This is a genomic window from Winogradskyella sp. PC D3.3 (assembly GCF_054366245.1).
On sequence record NZ_CM135962.1, the window covers coordinates 1,587,277 to 1,606,261 of the forward strand.

Annotated in this window: 14 protein-coding genes; 4 read left to right on the forward strand and 10 right to left on the reverse strand. The window is 33.4% G+C overall.

The features are described 5' to 3' along the window. Positions 1-139 precede the first annotated feature (139 nt). Entirely contained in the window at positions 140-796 is a 657-nt protein-coding gene (locus tag ACXGSQ_RS06725; RefSeq protein WP_458629334.1) for a LytR/AlgR family response regulator transcription factor, read from the reverse strand. On the opposite strand from ACXGSQ_RS06725, the gene ACXGSQ_RS06730 reads away from it, so the two are divergent. Then, positions 774-1,619 (forward strand): outer membrane beta-barrel family protein, encoded by an 846-nt coding sequence (locus ACXGSQ_RS06730; protein ID WP_458628847.1) that lies wholly within the window; start codon positions 774-776, stop codon positions 1,617-1,619. The genes ACXGSQ_RS06725 and ACXGSQ_RS06730 overlap by 23 nt on opposite strands. Positions 1,620-1,730: 111 nt before the next feature. Beyond that, positions 1,731-3,029: a Na+/H+ antiporter NhaA gene (gene nhaA, locus ACXGSQ_RS06735; RefSeq protein WP_458628848.1), complete on the forward strand. Its 1,299-nt coding sequence runs from the start codon at positions 1,731-1,733 to the stop codon at positions 3,027-3,029. 158 nt (positions 3,030-3,187) lie between these two features. Here the strand turns inward: nhaA and ACXGSQ_RS06740 are convergent, their stop codons facing one another. Continuing rightward, positions 3,188-3,316, reverse strand: coding sequence for a hypothetical protein (locus tag ACXGSQ_RS06740; RefSeq protein WP_458628849.1), 129 nt, complete (start codon positions 3,314-3,316; stop codon positions 3,188-3,190). Between the two features lie 193 nt (positions 3,317-3,509). Here ACXGSQ_RS06740 and ACXGSQ_RS06745 point away from each other — a divergent pair, with 193 nt between their 5' ends. Continuing rightward, the gene (locus tag ACXGSQ_RS06745; RefSeq protein WP_458628850.1) at positions 3,510-4,814 is read left to right on the forward strand and encodes a Glu/Leu/Phe/Val family dehydrogenase; all 1,305 of its coding nucleotides are present in this window, start codon (positions 3,510-3,512) and stop codon (positions 4,812-4,814) included. A 187-nt stretch (positions 4,815-5,001) separates the two neighbouring features. Here the strand turns inward: ACXGSQ_RS06745 and ACXGSQ_RS06750 are convergent, their stop codons facing one another. After that, on the reverse strand, positions 5,002-6,321 hold the full coding sequence (locus ACXGSQ_RS06750; RefSeq protein ID WP_458628851.1) for a sugar MFS transporter: 1,320 nt from the start codon (positions 6,319-6,321) through the stop codon (positions 5,002-5,004). Positions 6,322-6,549: 228 nt separating this feature from the next. Between ACXGSQ_RS06750 and ACXGSQ_RS06755 the strand changes: the two genes are divergently transcribed. Continuing rightward, complete coding sequence (locus ACXGSQ_RS06755) at positions 6,550-7,407, forward strand: zinc-dependent peptidase (protein WP_458628852.1); 858 nt, start codon at positions 6,550-6,552, stop codon at positions 7,405-7,407. 135 nt (positions 7,408-7,542) lie between these two features. On the opposite strand, the gene ACXGSQ_RS06760 is transcribed toward ACXGSQ_RS06755, so the two are convergent. The 7 genes from ACXGSQ_RS06760 to ACXGSQ_RS06790 form a co-directional block, all read right to left on the reverse strand. Then, positions 7,543-8,118 (reverse strand): outer membrane beta-barrel protein, encoded by a 576-nt coding sequence (locus tag ACXGSQ_RS06760; protein ID WP_458628853.1) that lies wholly within the window; start codon positions 8,116-8,118, stop codon positions 7,543-7,545. A 236-nt stretch (positions 8,119-8,354) separates the two neighbouring features. Next, positions 8,355-9,413 carry a nucleotidyltransferase family protein gene (locus tag ACXGSQ_RS06765; RefSeq protein WP_458628854.1) on the reverse strand — a complete coding sequence of 353 codons (1,059 nt, stop codon included), beginning with the start codon at positions 9,411-9,413 and terminating at the stop codon, positions 8,355-8,357. A 31-nt stretch (positions 9,414-9,444) separates the two neighbouring features. Further along, positions 9,445-10,548, reverse strand: a complete 1,104-nt coding sequence (locus ACXGSQ_RS06770) for a hypothetical protein (protein WP_458628855.1) — start codon at positions 10,546-10,548, stop codon at positions 9,445-9,447. 52 nt (positions 10,549-10,600) lie between these two features. After that, positions 10,601-10,762 carry a hypothetical protein gene (locus ACXGSQ_RS06775; protein WP_458628856.1) on the reverse strand — a complete coding sequence of 54 codons (162 nt, stop codon included), beginning with the start codon at positions 10,760-10,762 and terminating at the stop codon, positions 10,601-10,603. Positions 10,763-11,067: 305 nt separating this feature from the next. Continuing rightward, the gene (locus tag ACXGSQ_RS06780) at positions 11,068-12,810 is read right to left on the reverse strand and encodes a T9SS type A sorting domain-containing protein (protein ID WP_458628857.1); all 1,743 of its coding nucleotides are present in this window, start codon (positions 12,808-12,810) and stop codon (positions 11,068-11,070) included. A 78-nt stretch (positions 12,811-12,888) separates the two neighbouring features. Next, positions 12,889-13,422, reverse strand: coding sequence for a hypothetical protein (locus ACXGSQ_RS06785; RefSeq protein ID WP_458628858.1), 534 nt, complete (start codon positions 13,420-13,422; stop codon positions 12,889-12,891). A gap of 207 nt (positions 13,423-13,629) precedes the next feature. Continuing rightward, entirely contained in the window at positions 13,630-18,630 is a 5,001-nt protein-coding gene (locus ACXGSQ_RS06790) for a beta strand repeat-containing protein (protein ID WP_458628859.1), read from the reverse strand. Positions 18,631-18,985: the final 355 nt, after the last annotated feature.

Sequence of the window (18,985 nt, forward strand, 5' to 3'; positions counted from 1 at the left end):
TGTTTTTTATTGATATCATAAATTCTTTCGCTTTACGGAAATTCTAAGCTCTGTTTTTTAAATTCGTGATTATAGTTGTTCTTTTGTGTGTTAAATTGTTGTAAGCTAATGAATTGCGTAGTTTTTCTTCGTGTTTTTATTATTGTAAAAATCGTTCCATAAATTCATTTTTGAAAGCACGTCCTAATGGAGTCCTAATATCGTTTTCAAAATAGATCTGATTGCCAGAGACTTTAATTATTTTCTTGGTGTTAATTATATAGGATTTATGAACGCGTATAAACTTAGGTTGAGGTAAAAATGCTTCCCAATAACGTAAGGATTCTGAGGAAAGGTGTTTTTTGTTTTTTAGATGTAACTCCGTATAATCGGCATCAGACCTAATGAAAATGATATCTTTTAAATTAATGCGGATATGGTCGTAGCCACTCTTTATATAAACATCTTCTGTCTGATTGTTTTCTCCAGCGTCTTGGTTGAGGTGATTTATTTTTTGTTTAGCCATAACTTTAGAAATAGCTTTAACGAAACGCTGAAATGAAAATGGTTTTAAGAGATAATCTACCACATTTAAATCATAGCTTTCTAAGGCATAGTCAGAAAATGCCGTAGTTAGGATAATTTGAGGTGGATTAACCAGTGTTTTTAAGAAGTCAATTCCAGATAATTTGGGAAGATGAATATCGAGAAAAATCAAATCGATATGTTCTGATTTTAAGCCTTCCATAGCTTCCATGGCATTGGTGTAGCTATGTATTAAATTTAGAGTATCAGTGTCTACATTATTGACAAACACCAATGAATCTAGTTCTAGAAACTTTACAGACGTCTTTCCGTCATTACATACATCTTATAAATTAAGTGATAATGTTTCATTACAAGCGGGTTATTCTAAACGTATTTTTAGACCAAGATTATGGGATTTAAACCCATTCTTTAATATTAGAAATAACTTTAATATCCGAATTGGTAATCCAGAGTTACAGCCAGAATTTACAGATTCTTATGAGTTAACGAGCATTTATAAGATTGGTAAAGCATCATTTAGTTCTAGTCTCTATCATAAGTATACCACAGCAGTGGTAGAGCGTGTTTCAATATTTGTAGATAATGTAACAATTACAACGCCAGAAAATATCGGGACTAATTCCACCGTTGGTTTTGAGACCAATGGTAAATATAATCCTAGTAAATGGCTCACCTTTACTGGTGATTTTAATTTTAATTATTTTGATCGTGTTGGAACTTTTGAAGGGCAATCTTTTGATTTTTCTGGTCGCCAATGGTCTTCGAGATTAGGATCAAAAATAGGTTTACCAGCAGATTTTGATGTGGAGTTAACAGGAAACTATCAATCGGGTTATGAAACCGTACAAGGTGATGTTACGGGCTATATGTTTTTAGATTTAGGTATTCGTAATAAAATATTCAAAGGAAAGGCTGTCGTTAATTTTGGAGTTAGAGATGTATTCGAATCTAGGATTTCGGAGCAATTTGTATCACAACCAACTTTTGAAACTTATAACTATGGAAAACGAGGTCGTTTTATTACTTTAGGAATAAGTTATGGCTTTGGAAAGGGTGAAGCAATGACGTATTCTGGTGGTAGAAGACGATAATTCAATTCTTTAAAGTTCTTATTTCTTCAAAAAAAGTTGTTATTTATTTTAAGATTTCTGCGTTTGAAATCTTATATTTGAAGTTGATTTTTTTGTAACAAAACTATTTATATGATAAAAAAAGTATTTCTTACCCCATTCCAAAAATTCGTAAAAATTGAAAGCTTTAGTGGTATTTTACTATTGCTTACCACAATAACTGCTTTGGTTTGGGCAAATTCATCTTATGGTGATATTTATAGAGAAATATGGCAATATGATATAGGTATTGTTACGCAGTCCTTTGAGTTTAAAAAACCATTAATCCTTTGGATTAATGATGGGCTGATGGCTATATTCTTTTTTCTTATAGGATTAGAAATTAAACGTGAACTCTTAATAGGTGAACTTAACTCCCCTAAAAAAATTGCGTTCCCCTTGGTAGGGGCTTTGGGAGGGATGTTGGTTCCTGTTATTTTCTTTTTAGTACTCAATCAAAATCCAGAAACAACTAGAGGTTGGGGAATCCCAATGGCAACCGATATTGCATTTTCATTGGCTATATTAAATGTGTTAGGTAAGCGTGTACCTTTAGGTCTTAAGGTGTTTTTAACTGCTTTTGCCATAGTCGATGATATTGGAGCCGTATTAGTTATTGCCATTTTTTATAGCGGTAGTATTAATATAAGCTTGCTTTTAGTGGCCATAGCGATGCTCGTTGTTTTATATGTATTATCTTATAAAGGAATCTACTCTAAATTTTTGATGTTCTTCTTTGGGATAATTATTTGGTTCTTGTTTTTAAAAGCGGGAATTCATCCAACAGTAGCTGGTATTTTATTAGCCTTTTCTGTACCTATTAGACAAAAGATAGATACGGCTACATTTTTAGAACAATTAGAAAATGTTTATAAGGATATTAAAGATGCTAGTGTTCTTAAAAAGCCAATTTTATCTACTGAGCAAATTCAACATATGGATGATTTAGAAGATTGGTCTTCTAAATTTCAGTCACCTTTACAGCACTTAGAACATAATTTACATGGTTGGGTGGCCTATTTTATTATTCCAATTTTTGCACTGGCAAATGCCGGAGTTTTAATTAGTGGTTCAGAAAATCTAGAATTCGCCTTAGTTACTAATATTGTCATTTGTTTAGTTTTAGGGAAGGGGATTGGAATTAGTTTAATTGTCTTTTTAGCTAAAAAAATCAAACTCATTGAGGTACCAGATGATATTACTTTTAAGCATATAATAGGGGTTTCATTTATTGCAGGTATCGGTTTTACTATGGCTATTTTTATAGCAAGTTTAGCATTTGCTTCAATACCAGAATTTGTTGATTCAGCTAAGATTGGTATTCTAATAGGATCTTTTATTTCAGCAATTATTGGGTATGTAATTTTGCGCTTTGATTCCAAAAAGGCTTAAACACACGGCCAACTTAAGGTTGATTGATTTACAAATGACTATGCAACTTGTCTTGAAATATCACTTCGGTGTTTGTTTTACATCTCATCTACTTTAGCAACTTATAAAGAAGCTTGCAAAAATCACTGATTATTGGCGTTTAATAGAGCATAATAATATTAAAAATTTGGTGGTTTTTTACTGACAGAACATGAGAATTCTGTGATTTTAACCGCAATTGGAATGATAATTTCGTCTTCAAATCGTGTTAACTCCTTTATTATCTGATGTTCTATTTTATTGCACACACAAAATGTGTTTTTACTAGAGAGGATATTGTTAAATAGGATTGCTTATCGAAGCATTAAGACCGGTTTAAATAAAAACAAAATTTTAGTGAAATCGATATATAGTTATTTAATAATAAAACTGCTTTATATTATGGAAAATGTTATTTTTGTGGTGTAATTATATGTAATTCTAAAAAAACGATACGCATAAATGGGAAATACAAAAAAAGATTCAAAAACAAAGAATAAAAAAGTGCCTTTAAAAGGGATGATGGATAATGTTATGGAGCAGTTTAATAGTGCTGCAGATCATATTAATCTTCACCCTAATATTAGGAAAATATTGAGTATTACCAATAATGAGATTTTGGTAAATTTTCCAGTAAAAATGGATAATGGCGAGGTAGAAGTTTTTACCGGTTATCGTGTTCAGCACAATGGTGCTTTAGGGCCTTATAAAGGAGGATTGCGTTATCACGCAACAGTAGATTTAGATGCGGCAAGAGCATTAGCAATGTGGATGACGTGGAAAACGTCTTTAGCTGGTTTACCATATGGTGGAGCCAAAGGAGGTATAAAAATTGATCCTGCGTTATATTCAGAAAATGAATTAGAGCGTATAACAAGACGTTTTACTTATGCTTTAGCTGATAATATTGGTCCAGAGCATGATATCCCTGCGCCAGATGTAAATACCAATAGCCAAACGATGGCTTGGATTGCAGACACCTATATGAGTTCTAGGCCGCCTGCACAACGTTCAGCAAACCAACATGTGGTTACTGGTAAGCCAGATGGAAGTGGTGGATTAGAAGGTAGAGATAGAGCTACAGGATTTGGTGTGTATTTAACAATTAAGTTTTGGGCTGAGAAAAACAATATGGATTTAAACGGTAAAAAGTTTATTGTTCAAGGTTTTGGTAATGTAGGGTATTGGGCTTCACACTTTTTAGAAAAAGATGGTGCTAAATTAGTTGGTGTTCAAGATGCTCAAGGCAGTATTGAAAATCAAGACGGTTTAGATGTTGAAGAACTTTTTAAATACAACGTAGCTAATAAGGGCACTATTTTAAATTACCCTGATTCTCAACCCGTAGAAAAGAATGAATTCTTCTCAATTGATTGTGATATCTGTATTCCTGCGGCATTAGGAAATCAAATTACTAAAGAAAATGCGCCTAACATAAAAGCAAAATTAATTGCTGAAGGTGCTAATGGGCCAACAAACGTTGAAGGTGAAAAAATATTGAAGGAAAGAGGTGTTTTTATTATACCAGATATTTTATGTAATTCAGGTGGGGTTATTGGTAGTTACTTTGAATGGTTACAGAACAGAAATGGTGAGATTTGGCATTTAGAAGAAGTTATGGAGAAGTTAACTAAAAAGCTAAAAGGTTCGTTTAATAAAGTCTACGATTATTCAGAGAGCGAAGGTATAGATATGAGAACGGCAGCGTTTTGTATTGCTATAGAGCGCATAGAAAAAGCCTATGTACAAAGAGGTATTTTTCCATAGACTTTAGATTTTCTAAGTATATTATTAAAAAAAGCAAGTAGGCGTTTCTATAACGATACTTGCTTTTTTTAGTTATATACGGTATTCAAAAGCCTTAACTGCTTTTACCTTAAGCGGATTAGAAAGTATATCCATATTATAATGGATTGATATATAGGTCTGTACAATTGTAGTTTTAGGTTAAGCCTTATTTTTTTGACCCCCCCTTTATTTTATGTCCCCAAATGGCAAAGAATAAAATGAGAGCATAACAAGGAATAAGAATCCAATAACTATTTGTTGAAGCACTTGCTAAAGCATCGGCTTCATTGAGTCCTGAACTGATGAGGTCTAATTTTTTACTATCAACTATTTTTCCATATAAAGGAGGGATTATTGCACCACCAGAAATAGCCATAATTAATAAAGCAGATGCTGTTTTAGTGTGTTTACCTAAACCGTCTAATGTTAATGGCCAAATCGCAGGCCATACTAAGGCATTTGCAATGCCTAGAGCAGCTACGAATAAAACAGATGTTAATCCTGAAGTTGATAAAATTATAAGACTAAATATAATTCCTAAAATAGCACTAATAATCAAGGCTGTTTTTTGTTTAATATACTTCGGAATTAAAAACACGCCTAAAGCATAGGTGGCGACCATTGCCATTAAAGTGTAAGTTGTGAAATATTTAGCTTCTTCACCTGTAAAACCTAAGGAAATACCGTAAGAAATTATAGTGTCACCTGCAATTACTTCGGCTCCTACATATACAAACAAAGCTAAAACTCCCAACCATAAATGAGGAAATTGGAAAATCGTTTTATTAGAAGAGCTTTCTCTGGTAGTTGCTTTATCTTCTGTAGCCTCAACATGTGGTAAAGGAGCGTTTCTTATTAAAACACCTAAAACAATTAAAACGATTGCCATAATAACATATGGTATAAAAACGCTATCTGCCATGGTATCAAGAAGCACGGCTTTTTCAGAATCAGTAGCAGATGTTAACTGTTCTTTTACAGCATCAATTCCCGATAGAAGAAGCGCTCCAAAAATTAAAGACCCTAATGCACCAGCAACTTTGTTTGCGATCCCCATAATAGCAATACGTTTCGCTCCGCTTTCAATAGGTCCTAAAATTGTGATATAGGGATTGGCAGCGGTTTGTAAAATCGTCATTCCTATGCCCTGAATAAAAATTCCAGTTAGAAATACCCAATAAGTTCTAGCTTCAGCTGCTGGAATAAATATTAAAGCCCCAATAGCCATAATAAATAAACCGAGTGACATGCCTTTGCGGTAGCCTATTTTGCTTAGAATATATGATGCAGGAAGGGCCATCACTACAAACGAAATATAGGATGCAGATGCAACCAAATAAGATTGAGCATCGGTAAGTTCGTTAATGGTTTTCATAAACGGTATGAGTGCTCCATTAATCCAGGTTACAAAACCAAAAATAAAGAAGAGTCCTGCAATAATTACAATAGGAATTAGGTTGTTTTGTGATTTTACGTTTGTGTTCATAAGATTTAATAGTGTATTTAGTTTTTGCGCGATGAAATTAGGTGTTAAGATAATAGTTTTGTTTACAATTTAGTACCCCTTGCTTATTAAAATGTATATATACAATATGAGTACCACTATTTAAAATAGGTCTGTTTTGTTATATTTGGACATGACTTATATTTCGATAACGATGATACACTTTTTTATGCCAAATTTAGAATTCATAATCATCAACACAGCATATTAATGGTATTAGGTAAGTCTAATGCCATTCTAGAATTGGCTATAATTTCTAATCTGGTGATACCTGTAGTTATTGTTGTGATAAGTCTATTTATCTTATATCGAATAGTAACAATTTTTCAATTGTATTACGCTACAGTTTGTAAAAAGCCATTATTTGTGCATCGTTATTTTAATCTGAAGAATTTATCTAAACAACAGAAAGAAATTTTGCAGAACGAACATTCTTTCTTTGGAAAGTTATCGGTTAAACAACAGCGTCAATTTGAGCATAGAGTCGCTACATTTATAAAAGGAAATAAATTTATTGGAAAACAAAATTTGCAGGTTACTGAGCAAATGAAAGTGGCGATAGCTGCAACCGCAACAATGTTGAGCTTTGGGTTTAAAAACTACCAATTAGATATCATTGAAACTGTAATTATTTATCCTAGTGCGTATTATTCTCAAATTAATAAAACGTTTCATAAAGGTGAAACTAATCCGCGATTAAAAGCCATTGTTTTTTCTTGGGAAGATTTTCAACGTGGTTACGATATCGAAAATGACAATCTTAATCTAGGGGTTCATGAATTTGGACATGCAATCCATTTAAATGCTTCTAAAAATAGAGATGAGAGTAGTCTCATTTTTAATCGAGGTTTTAAACGATTAATGCTGTATTTACAAACACATGAATCTGTTAGACAAAATTTAATTGCCTCAAAATATTTTAGAGCATATGCTTACACCAATCAATTTGAGTTTTTTGCTGTACTCTTAGAGAACTTTATAGAAACACCATTAGAATTCAAATCTCAATTTCCTGAACTGTATAAATATATGAAGCAGATGCTTAATTTTAACTTTGAAGGCTATTAGCTATTATTCCTTGAAAAACAATCATTAAGAATAGTAAACATAAGGTGTTAGACGTGGTATAGAGAAGATTTGTTGTAATTTAAATCAAAAAAAAGGCTCACCATGGTGAGCCTTTTTTTTTTGATTTTTTAATTATTAAAGCTTAAATATAGCTTGTAAGTGATATTGGTAATGGTTGTTATCATAACCACTATTAGAGTGATCAAAGGCAAATTTAGCTATTGTTTGAGCTCTTAAACCAAAAGATCTATGTCTGTTTAACCAAAATAATACACCACCACCTATATTTGCTGATATATTAGTCTCATTTATATGAAAGAAACCTAGACCTGCATTGGCATATATATCAAACCAATCCGCATTTCTACCGCGACCGAGGATAAGTTCTCCAAAATAATATTTTACGTGTGTATCAAAAGATATATAATTATAATTCTTTTCTGGTTTAGCATAGTCAATACGAGAATCTTCACTAAAACCATTGAATGTAATTGATTGCTCTATCGCAAATCGATCTGTCCAATTAAATTCAACTCCTGCAGATATTGGAAATTGATAGCTCCAGTCTTCAGGACTATTAAGTGGAGATTGAGTTCCTAAACTATTGATAGCATTAAGACCAATATTTAAAGACCAATCGCTCTTGTTTCTTTGAGCAAAAGAGGATATACTAAATGTTATTATTAATGCTAATAAAAGTATTTTTTTCATACTAAAATATTTTGACCAAAGGTAGACTTTAATGATTATAAAACATGTATAGGGGTAAAGGTATTATAATAATGGTTAAATCAAATTAAAATCGATTTAATTTAGACTTAAATTTGAATTATTACGTATATTTTAGCGTAAATGGCCTTTTTTTCTATATGAAACTGAAAAGCAATGGGTTAATTGGAAATTGTAATTCTGAAATTTGAAAAATATACAGAGATATTTTAGGGGGCTTAAAACGAAAAGTTATTAAAAAGATTCGTTTTATTTAAAATTTTTTCCTTAAGGATATGTTTGGTGTAACTTTTATTAGTGTATATTAATTGTAAACGACTTGTTATAAAAATTGTGGCCATTTTTATACTGTTAATAGTAATACGTACAGGCTTAAAAGACATTTTAATTCTATGCAAAAGACCTCGGTATTTCATATAATTATTAGAATTGATATACGAGAATTCAGGAAAGTATTGTTTAGCTAACTCAAAATAAGACTGCCCATATTTAGAATTTAATAGGATAGATATAAATTCGTTGTTCTGGGGTGTTTCTAAAACAATAAGATCATAAATAGATTTTATACTTGTTATATTATAATAATGCCCATTATCATTAAGTTGCCAACTTAGTATTAAATGTTGGATTATGTGGTTTATGTGAGGAACGGCAATTGTATTTATACTTTGTTTAGAATTCAGAATCGATTCCATATTTAACAGGGACCAATGTGGTTTATTAAGTAGATGTGTATGCAGTTCTATCGCCGCTAGTTCATCTTCGGATATTAAGCGATCAAGATGTCTAAAATCCTTTTTGTCATACGAAAAACCAAATGTCTTATTATAACCAGCATTTTTTAAAATATCAAAAGCATTATATACTTCTGATTTTTCGACTAAAATATCTATATCACCAACCATACGTTCCCCATTGTCTTTATAGCATCCAGAAGCAAGTAAGGCCGTGCCTTTTAAAAACACGTGATCTATGTTGTGATGGTTTAAAATTTGTGATATGGTATGAACCTGATTGAGGATTCTTATATTTCTAGATCTATTTATATTAGTGATTTCTTCTAAGTAATCAACTAATTCATGAGGTAATAAGTGAAGAACTTCTTTTGCTTTTAATCGGCAATATAGGGTAGGTAATACCAGTTGTTTACTTCCCTCAATTACAATTTTGTCCCAATCAAAACTAGGGGCACCAATGGTTGTCTCTAGCTGTGACTTTGGGGTTTCAAAACTTAAGATAGCGGCAATATGTTGATATGTAGTAGCTAAATTATCCATAGACCTCAATACAGACTACTAATATAGGTTATTAATTTTCGTAATTAAATTGTTTAAATAAAGTTGAAATTGTGGCAGACACACTGGTGGTGTCACTATAAGTGATTTGATATAATTTAACGGTTTCCAACCAATCTAAGAATTGCTGAGCATGCTTAGGATTTGGTGATAACCAAGAGTCTTCTATTATGGTTTCTAAAACCTGTTTAATAGAAACCGATTCTATTATGGTTTTGGACTCAGGGGTATAATTCACTAAAATAATTGCACGGCATGGATAGTGATTTTGTTCTGGCTTCGGACAAGGCATATACTTTAATTGGCCTTTAATTTTGTTAAATTCGACTATAGGTAAGTCTTCAAAATTATTAACTAATGGTTCCAATAGGTTGAAGGCACCTTGTTTAATTGAAATTGATGACGGATTGTAATATATATGCTGATCTTCTGAAAGTAATTGAGAAACATCATCTGCTAATAACTGAAAACCATTCGTTGCTAACAATGCGGATAAGGTACTCTTTCCTTTTCCAGATTTTCCAACAAATAGAATAGAAGAATGTCCATCTGTAATTGTTGATCCATGAAGCGTTCCAATCCAGTCGTGTTCTGTTTTATTATGCAGGGAACAAAGTAGTTGCATAATGAATTTACCTTGCAAATGATGATATTCTCTTTTGGGAACACGAGTTATTAATTCTGCATTCTTAAAAAGGTATAAGTGATCATCATTTAAATAAATATCGAACGTTACATCTGGCTCATTTGTGGTTGTTTTACAAAAATGGGCAATAGCAGGGTGAACTGTTTTTAGTACCAGTTCAGAACTGTAATAAATTTGAATATGTTTAGAATTGAATAAATACTGCTTAGAAATATTCCGATAAGACGTATCGAGAATTTCTAAAGATTTAGAAGGTAGGCTATAAGGATTATTACAATCCTTAAGGTAATTAGATATGCTCTCATAAATCTGAGAGCTTTCCATATCACAAAAATGATTTGAAATTTTTAACGAAAATTCGTTTTTGGTATTAGATGCTAGGTATAAGTCTAAAAGAAGCTTAAAATCCGAGTCGATGATACTATAACTATTAGAAGTAGAGTACCACAAGACGTAATAATCACCGAACATCTTTTTATATGTTGGTGCCAATTTAATATTCAAAATAGATATCGAAAATTAATTACCATGGTAATCCACCCGGATCAGGTGGTAACGATTGTGCCTGTGATTTAAGCGGATTTAAAATCACAAATGTTCCTACTGCCGTTATTGCAGCATACTTCCCCATTTTTGAAATGGCTTCTTTACGTGTGATTTTATCTGAGTTGTTTTCTTGCTTCATGGCTTTTGCCCTAAATTTGAGTTCAAAAATAATAAAATTATTTATTTAATTACCTAATTTACAAAAGGTTTACATTAAAAATCAATTTTATCTCTAAAAGAGAATGTTTTTTGTAATTTACATCTAAAATCTTAGACTTCAAAATTAAAGAAAACATACTTCATTCTTATTCTATATATTATTGTGTTTACTGTTTGTGTAATTTGCGTTGCGATTAATTATAATGTAACATATTAATTTTCAGTTAGCTTATAATTAAAACCGGGCGCAAGATATGTAATATTTTATGAAATAGCCATCATTTTTTAACGTATAATTATTTTTTGAGTTTTATGTTGTGTGCTATTTGTTAATTCAATAATATAAATGCCCGTTATAAGGCTGCTCACATCAATTGCATGCCAATTGTCGTTTGTGTTTTTTAAACTAGTTGCACTTACAAGTCGTCCTTGTAAATCGTAAAGTTTTGCCGTTGTTTTTTCTAATAACATACCGGAAACCATAATAGTTTTATTTGTGTTATTAGTGGAAATGTTAAATCCGTTAACTTGGTTGTAAGTAGTTGATAGAGTAGTGTTTGAAGTGTGTAAATAGAAGCGACCTGTGCCATTTAGGTTGGAATTAAGTGTTGTTGTATAGCTATCAGTATTGAGTAATGTAAATGTGTTAGTGGCATTATCTTCTAAGTACACTTGTGTGGTGTTTGATAAATTACTCGTCGTAATGTTAAAGGTAACGGCGTCCCCTTGCTTAGCGTATACACCTAAAGGAATCGTTACATCGCTTAAGTCACTACTATTGAGTGATTGAATGGCCATTTTCTGACCTTCGTTACTTTCAACGAGCTCAGAATACAAATAAAAATCGGGGACATTGCTATTAAAAAGTTTCGCATCATAACCTGGGTCTAATGCACGAGTTGAATTCGTGTTAAAATAGAAATCCGTGTGATACTTGGCATTTGTCTTTTCTAGTTGTAGACTAAAATGAGAGTTGGTTTCAGAGGTCCTTCCTGCAATAAAATCATCGCCTCCAGAGGCACGTCTCATTGTAGGTGTGAAATTTAGCGTTGAAGAGCTTTCAGCGGCGACCATAAAGCCTTGCCCTGGCGCTAAGTTTCTTGTGGTATTCATGGTATTGAAATTTATAATGTCCCAACCATCTTGAGCAGAACCATCATAGCCATAAATACCTACGGCATCTTCGTCTAAAAACGCAGCATTCGCTGTTAGAAAATCGGCACTATTGATATAAGATGGGTAAGGATTACCTATTAAGTTCCAATTAAAAGCAGACCCTGTATTGATGTTCACAGGAACTGTTCCTGTGGAGACGTCACCTACAAATGTAAATGTTGAAGCATTAGTAGACCCAGTTCTGTACCCTGTACCAGTTGTTATAATTTTAGAATCATCGGATGCAGAGTATAAAGTGTATGGTGCCGATAGATTAGAATTATCAAAAGGACCAAATAAATAGTTAGTTGTGCCACCTATACTTCCAGAGGGAATATTGGTATTGGTCGCTCTAAATACGCCAAATGTTTGACTAGCATTAGTTACAGGAGCTGAGATAAGATCATTCCCTCCTGTTGTAGAACCAGGTGTTGAGTTATAGGGGTTTACATAACGCTTGTAAGTTACATTGCCTATAATTGTACCATCTGAAATTAAACTAGAATATAAATCTGAATCTGAATTTAGAGTTAAATCCTCAGTGATGGTTAATGTTGTACTTGTGTTTAGTGTTAGGCTAGAACCGGCATTAATAGTTGATGTATCTATGTTTGCGTCAATATCTAATACCAAGTTATTATTAATAGTTATATCTCCACCATTAGTTGGGATGCCTTTATAGACCCAACGGTTAACATCATTCCAATTGCCATCTGAATTAGATGTATATTTGGTATGTTCTGAAAATGAATTTTCATAAAAAGAAGTAGATGGATTTATGCCAGATCCTGTAGAGTTGAATATAATTTGATGCGTAAGGACTTTTGAAGTTGCCCCAGGTAATGGGTTAGAATCTGGATATCTAGACCACATATAATTCCCTTCAGGATTATTAGTCCAATATGTAATTCCAATAGGTTTATTATCACCTGGCGTAAAATTTAAAGCAGTCTATGCAATTCTTATCCTTACTTCACCGTTAGGCGATTCTGTAAAGTTGATTTTAGAGTTTGTGTTATCATTTCCATTAGTTCTACTTATAAAATTCCATGAGCCAGAGGTGCCATCATATAACTCAATAGCATTTCCATTAGATTCAGGAATTCCGTAAAAATTTGAGTTATTTTCAAATACTGAGTAATAATCAGGTAAGTGATTTCCTGTGGCAAAACTAACGCCTTCAATAGCTGTTCCTGTTCCTGCTGTAGTATTGGGGTCTGTATCAATTGCGACATAATACATGTCAGAAGAATAGTTTGTTGACCCTTCAGACCAACCAATATATAAATAATTAGTATCCCAGTGCGTATAAAATGTTGTTATTGATGTAGCTATCAGACCTTCAGTAGAGAATGCAGTATTGTTATTGTCACTACTGCTCATACTTATAGTTTTTGGTGTATTCTGACCGAATACTGAAATAGTAATTAATAAGATTAGTATTAATTGCACCTTAGTTGCAACGCATAGGAGTTTTTTAATCATCTTAGGGGAGGTTTAATCGTTTAGAGATATTTGTTTCAGCAAATATATATGAGTTTTTATAACGGCAATAAACGAAAACGTTTGCGTGTTAATAAATTATTGAGTTAATGTTAATTTTCTTTAAGATGTGATAATTTATGTATAAAAAAACGCGCTAAACTAAGTTTAGCGCGTTTTTTAGAAACAGTAAGCGATGAGTAAGATGCCTTATCTTAATATCACTTTTTGAGTTTTGTTTTGAGCCGCATTATGCAGTTTTACAACATAGATACCATGGCTTAAATTGCTTACATCTATAGCTTGTGATCTAACAGTGGTTTGTAATAGCGTAGTAGATACCAAGCGTCCTTGAACATCATAAACCGATGCTGTTGTTGGTTCTAATAATTGACCTGCTATAACAATGGTTTTATCTGCTTTATCAGTATAAATACTTAGTTGGTCTAAGGTGTTATCTATAGTAGATAATGTACTATTTGACACACGTAAATAGAATCTACCTGTTCCACTTAAAGCATTACTAGGTGTTAGCACATAATCATTAGTATTTAGTAGAGTAGAGGTATTAGCCACATTATCGTCTAAATAAACACTTACTGTACTTGGTAATGTGGACGCGTTAATGCTAAATGTTAATTGTTCGCCTTGGTTAGCATTTACACCAAGTGGAATCGTAACATTAGCAAGATCGGTTACATCTAAAGTTTGAAGCGCTATAGGTAATCCATTATTATCTTCAACTAAATGTGAAAATAATGCGAAATTAGGAGCAGTACCTCCCCAAATGGCAGCGTCATAGCCTGCATCTAAACCTAGGGTTGCATTAGCATTAAAGTAAAATTGCGTCGTATAATTATGAGTGGTCGTACTTGTGTTAAGTTTAAAATAGGTTAACGTATTGGCATTACGACCAACAATAAAATCATCTCCGCTTCCTGTGGTTCTCATCGTTGCTTTAAATTCTAAATCGTGAGTAGCAATATACGTTGCATCTGCACCTACTAAGAAACCTTGACCTGGAGTCATCAGTCTTCCTGAGGCATTAGCAAGGTTAATTATGTCCCAATTATCTGAGGCATCTCCATCATAGCCGTAGATACCAGAAGTATCACCTAGTAAATCAATATTCTTAATATCGGTTCCGTCAACTGTATCTACGACATAATTTAAAAAGGCATTGATATCTAAGTACGAAGGGTAAGGATTACCAATTAAATTCCATTCTTGGTAACTAGATCCAGAATGGTCAATGTTAATATTGATATCTCCTGAATTCGCATCGCCTGTAAAAATAAGTGTTGACGTGTTGCTTGATGCCGCTCTATAACCTTTACCTGCTACTAATAGTGTAGAAGCGTTATCTGTTGTGTTATAATTTTCATAATCACCTGTAGACTTATCAAATATAGCAAAGGCTTTTTCTGAAGCATCCCCAGGATTGGCAAGTAAGTTGCTATTGGCAGTAGCAAAGTCTCCAAAAGTTTGACCAGATAGTGGTGGTGTAATTAAATCATTCTCACCAATGGCGTTAGTGTCCCCTGTAAGAGTATTACCGTTTACATGACGCTCATAGTTAATAGTACCTGCAATAGTACCATCTAATATTAAACTAGAATAACTATTTGAAACAGATTCTAAAGTTATAGCATCTGTAACTGTAAGCGTTGCACCAGTGTCAATAGTTAAACTAGCACCAAGATTAACCGTTACTGAGTTAATATCTGTATCAGATGAGATTATTGCGTTGCCAGAAGTAATAACAATAGCATCATTGGCGGTCGCTGTGCCATTTGGATCATTTGGTGACCATGTGCCATTGTAGGTGTAGGTTGTAGGTGCGCCACATGTTGCTGTGTGAGAACCTAAATTACTAATTGTGTCTTGAGAGTAACCAGTCCACTCACTTTCTAAAGTAGGGAAGGTACAAACAGAAGGGTTTACAGTAATACCTCCACATACATCAGCGTTTCTTACAAGTGTACGATCAGATGTGTCATTTGAACCTTCAGTCCATTGACTTCCTGGGTCACATCCTATATTACCTATAATGTCTATTATATCACTACCTTTTTTCAGGACTATGGCGTCATCTCCATTAAAATTACATACACTAGAACTGTATGCGGTACCTCCATATATCGTAGCACTAGAGTTTTCTAAAACAATAACGTCTCCATTTGCAAGTGTAGCAGGGAAACCTGAGCTAAAGTCTTCTGTATTGTTCGGACTTGAATTACCATTGGCATATAATTCAACAGAATAATCTGTAAGGGTTACTGTTGCACCTGTACCATTGTATATTTCAATATATTTATTATTACTAGAGCCTTCAATATATTCAGAGAAGAATAAATCTGCAGCTCCAACAATAGGCTCAGTAATTTCAAAAGGAGTGCTATCTGTTGTTGATAATACGCCGTCATCTGCAGTTAATACTAAACCAGAACCTGCTACTGTATGGGTAAGTGTTGCAAATGTAGCAATACCATCTACTGCGGTTGCTGTTACTGGCGATCCGGATAATGTTCCTGTCGACGTAATGTCTACATCTAAATTATAATCAGTATCTAAGTTACCATTGGCATCTACACCAGAAACCGTTATAGCGGGTGACATTGCAATATTAAGTTCTGTGTCAGAAGGCTGTTGAGAGAAAACAAGTTCTGTAGCATCTACATCAATAATCATATTATTTCCAACCACATCACCAAAAAGGAATGGATCAACAAAATCAGAACCACTTGCATCAGCAGCAAAACCACTAGAAGCTTCGTCTATTTGTAATTGTATGACACTACCATCTATTATAGATGTTGTGTTTAAGTATAAACCTAATATAAATTCTAAGGTCGTACCATCTGAAACAACAATCGGACTTCCAAAAGTCAATACAATTTCGGTATCAGTAATACTTGTTGTTGGTGCATAAGACACTGCGTTTTCGTCTAATAAGGTAACCCCTTGTATATGGTCTGTCCAATCTGCTGTATTATTTGGTCCTGGAACAAAACGCATGGTTGTAATGTTTGTTGGTTCTCCATCGGTAGTTCCTTGATCTCCAACTTCAAAGCCAAAAACATCAACAGCAGTACCACTTGTTGTGGCATCAGCAGCAGTAATAGTTGTTGCTGCTACTTGAGATGTTGGGTCATAGACTTCAGTGTCTGAGTCTAAAGTAATATCCTCATAGATATCAATATTTTGTATTCTCCAATCTTCTGCGCTACCACTAAAATTCATGTCATATTTAAAGGCTAAATAAGCTGTGCCTATAATACTTGATGCGTTTACAGAAGTAATTGAAGCGGTAGATAATGTTCCACTAGAAGAACTGTTGTTCGGGTTAAATGTAAGTGCTGTCCATGTTGCAGTTGTTGGATCTCCACCAGTATAATCTGTAGAGTATAGTAAATCAAATTCACCAGGAGTATTTGTGGTATCTCCATATCGCTCTTGAGTAGTTACATCAATTTTAACGGATGAATAAGCACTAAAGTCAATCGTGAAATCTGAGATTAACCAATCTGTATCATCTGTGCCTGAATATCCATTTATAGCATATTCATCTCCGGAACAAATCCATTCATCATTACCAGCTTCATCAAATGGCGTCCATTCTGCAGATCCACAATTGGAAAAATCTTCATTATATGGTAACGTTATTGGTGGTGTTATATCATTGTTTGTTAGTGTAAGTGTAAACGAGTTGTTTGTTCCTACAACAGCACTACTCCCGCCAGTTATATTTTGTATTTCAAAGATTAAAGTTTCATCGGCTTCGAAATCAGTGTCATCAGATACAGTTAATGTAACAATTTGATTTACTGCAGATCCACTAGGAAATGTTACAGTTTGAGTTGTGTAACCATTAATATCAGCAGCATCTCCGTCGCCTCCAGTAAGAACCACATCAAAACTTGTTGCTGTAGCACTTTCATTTGCAATTGTAAATTCTAAATCATAATTGCCAACACCTTCTGAAACAGAGGTAGAGCTTGATATGAATTCTACAATTGTTGGAAAATCATTATTTGTTATAGTTAAATCAAATGTGTTATTTGTTCCTGCAGCAGCACTATTTCCTCCAGCGACATTTTGAATTTCAAATGTAAACACCTCATCATTTTCTATAATAGCATCATCAGTTACTGTTATGGTAACTGTTATATCCGTAGTAGAACTTCCTAGGAAAGTTTTAGATTGTGTCGTATAAGAATCGATATCAGTAGCGTCTCCAGAAGTTAATACTACATCAAACGTTGTTGCAGCAACATCTTCATTAGCAATTTCTATAACTAAATCATAAGAGCCAATACTCTCGGAAACAGATGCTGTAGTACCTGTAAATTCAACAGTAGTATTTGCTAAAGTTGTAAAACTATCAGTTAAAGCAGTGCTCATATAGCACGTGTCTGTGTTATTATATTCGTAGATAGCAATATAGTATATTGTATTAGAAGCTAATCCTGTAATTGCCTCGGATGTGCCAGCACCATTATAGATAACATAGTTTCCTGTTCCTAGTTCAGTTCCAGATGAAAAATCGGTATTAGCTCCATAAGCGGTTTCGCTGCTTGGACTAAAATCAACGGCGGCCCCTTCTTTCATAATAACAATTACATTGTCACCATCGATACCTCTTGTCCAAGATAACGTTGCGGCATCTGTGGTAACATTAGATGCTGAAAAAGCTGTTGCTTCACTTGTTGGTGCAGAACAAGTAGCTGGTGTGGTGTACGTCACAGTAAAACTGTCTATATAAATTCTATTACCACTACCACTTTCTCTTTGGTAAAATTCAACCTCACTACTTGCTGAAATTCCACTTATTGAATAGGTTGATCCGCCAGATAAGTTAGTAGCTGATCCTTCGTCAACGGTGTATCCAGCATCACCTGTTCTGCTTGACGCATTGACTACAATATCAGTTATTGTAACTCCATTATTGGCATAGATAATAATTGATCCTCCTTTAGTAGCTTCTTGGTATAAACGTAATTGACCACTGTTGAGTGCTGGATTTGATGTACCCGAGTTTTTGAAACTACCAAAACCTATATTTGGATCAGAATCAACAGTAATACCAGGTGATGATTCATTTAGTCCTGTGACAGCTCCTCCAGCAGAAAAATCATAGGTTACTGTAGTCTGCGCAAAGCCTAACCCAGTCATTATTAGGGCAAGTAAAAGTGTGTAAAAATGTTTCATGTGCTAATTTGTTTCTAGTTTTAGAATGAAGTGCAGAGAACAGAATAGGTCTTTTTTAGGAAAAAACTTACATATGTAAACAATACAGCATCACAATAGGTTATTAATGGTTAAAACCTCAAAAAAGTGCGCTAATGCTCTAATTATAAGGGGTTAAAAATATAATGAAAGTTAAGAATGCTTGTTTTTAAATGTATTAACAAATCATTACTATTAAGTGGGATATGTGTTATATGATTAAAGTGGTGGTTAGTTAATTTTCTGGTTATTAATGTTTTATATACGTTCTGTTGTGGGTGGGAAATTGTTTATTATTTTTTGAGATTATTGTTTTTTACGAATAAGTTTTACATAA

Coding starts and splice junctions, on each gene's coding strand:
- ACXGSQ_RS06755 (WP_458628852.1), top strand. CDS start 6,550: ATGGTATTAGGTAAGTCTAATGCCATTCTAGAATTGGCTATAATTTCT.
- ACXGSQ_RS06760 (WP_458628853.1), bottom strand. CDS start 8,118: ATGAAAAAAATACTTTTATTAGCATTAATAATAACATTTAGTATATCC.
- ACXGSQ_RS06780 (WP_458628857.1), bottom strand. CDS start 12,810: ATGTGGTCTAGATATCCAGATTCTAACCCATTACCTGGGGCAACTTCA.
- ACXGSQ_RS06790 (WP_458628859.1), bottom strand. CDS start 18,630: ATGAAACATTTTTACACACTTTTACTTGCCCTAATAATGACTGGGTTA.
- ACXGSQ_RS06745 (WP_458628850.1), top strand. CDS start 3,510: ATGGGAAATACAAAAAAAGATTCAAAAACAAAGAATAAAAAAGTGCCT.
- ACXGSQ_RS06750 (WP_458628851.1), bottom strand. CDS start 6,321: ATGAACACAAACGTAAAATCACAAAACAACCTAATTCCTATTGTAATT.
- ACXGSQ_RS06765 (WP_458628854.1), bottom strand. CDS start 9,413: ATGGATAATTTAGCTACTACATATCAACATATTGCCGCTATCTTAAGT.
- nhaA (WP_458628848.1), top strand. CDS start 1,731: ATGATAAAAAAAGTATTTCTTACCCCATTCCAAAAATTCGTAAAAATT.
- ACXGSQ_RS06785 (WP_458628858.1), bottom strand. CDS start 13,422: ATGATTAAAAAACTCCTATGCGTTGCAACTAAGGTGCAATTAATACTA.
- ACXGSQ_RS06775 (WP_458628856.1), bottom strand. CDS start 10,762: ATGAAGCAAGAAAACAACTCAGATAAAATCACACGTAAAGAAGCCATT.
- ACXGSQ_RS06770 (WP_458628855.1), bottom strand. CDS start 10,548: ATGTTCGGTGATTATTACGTCTTGTGGTACTCTACTTCTAATAGTTAT.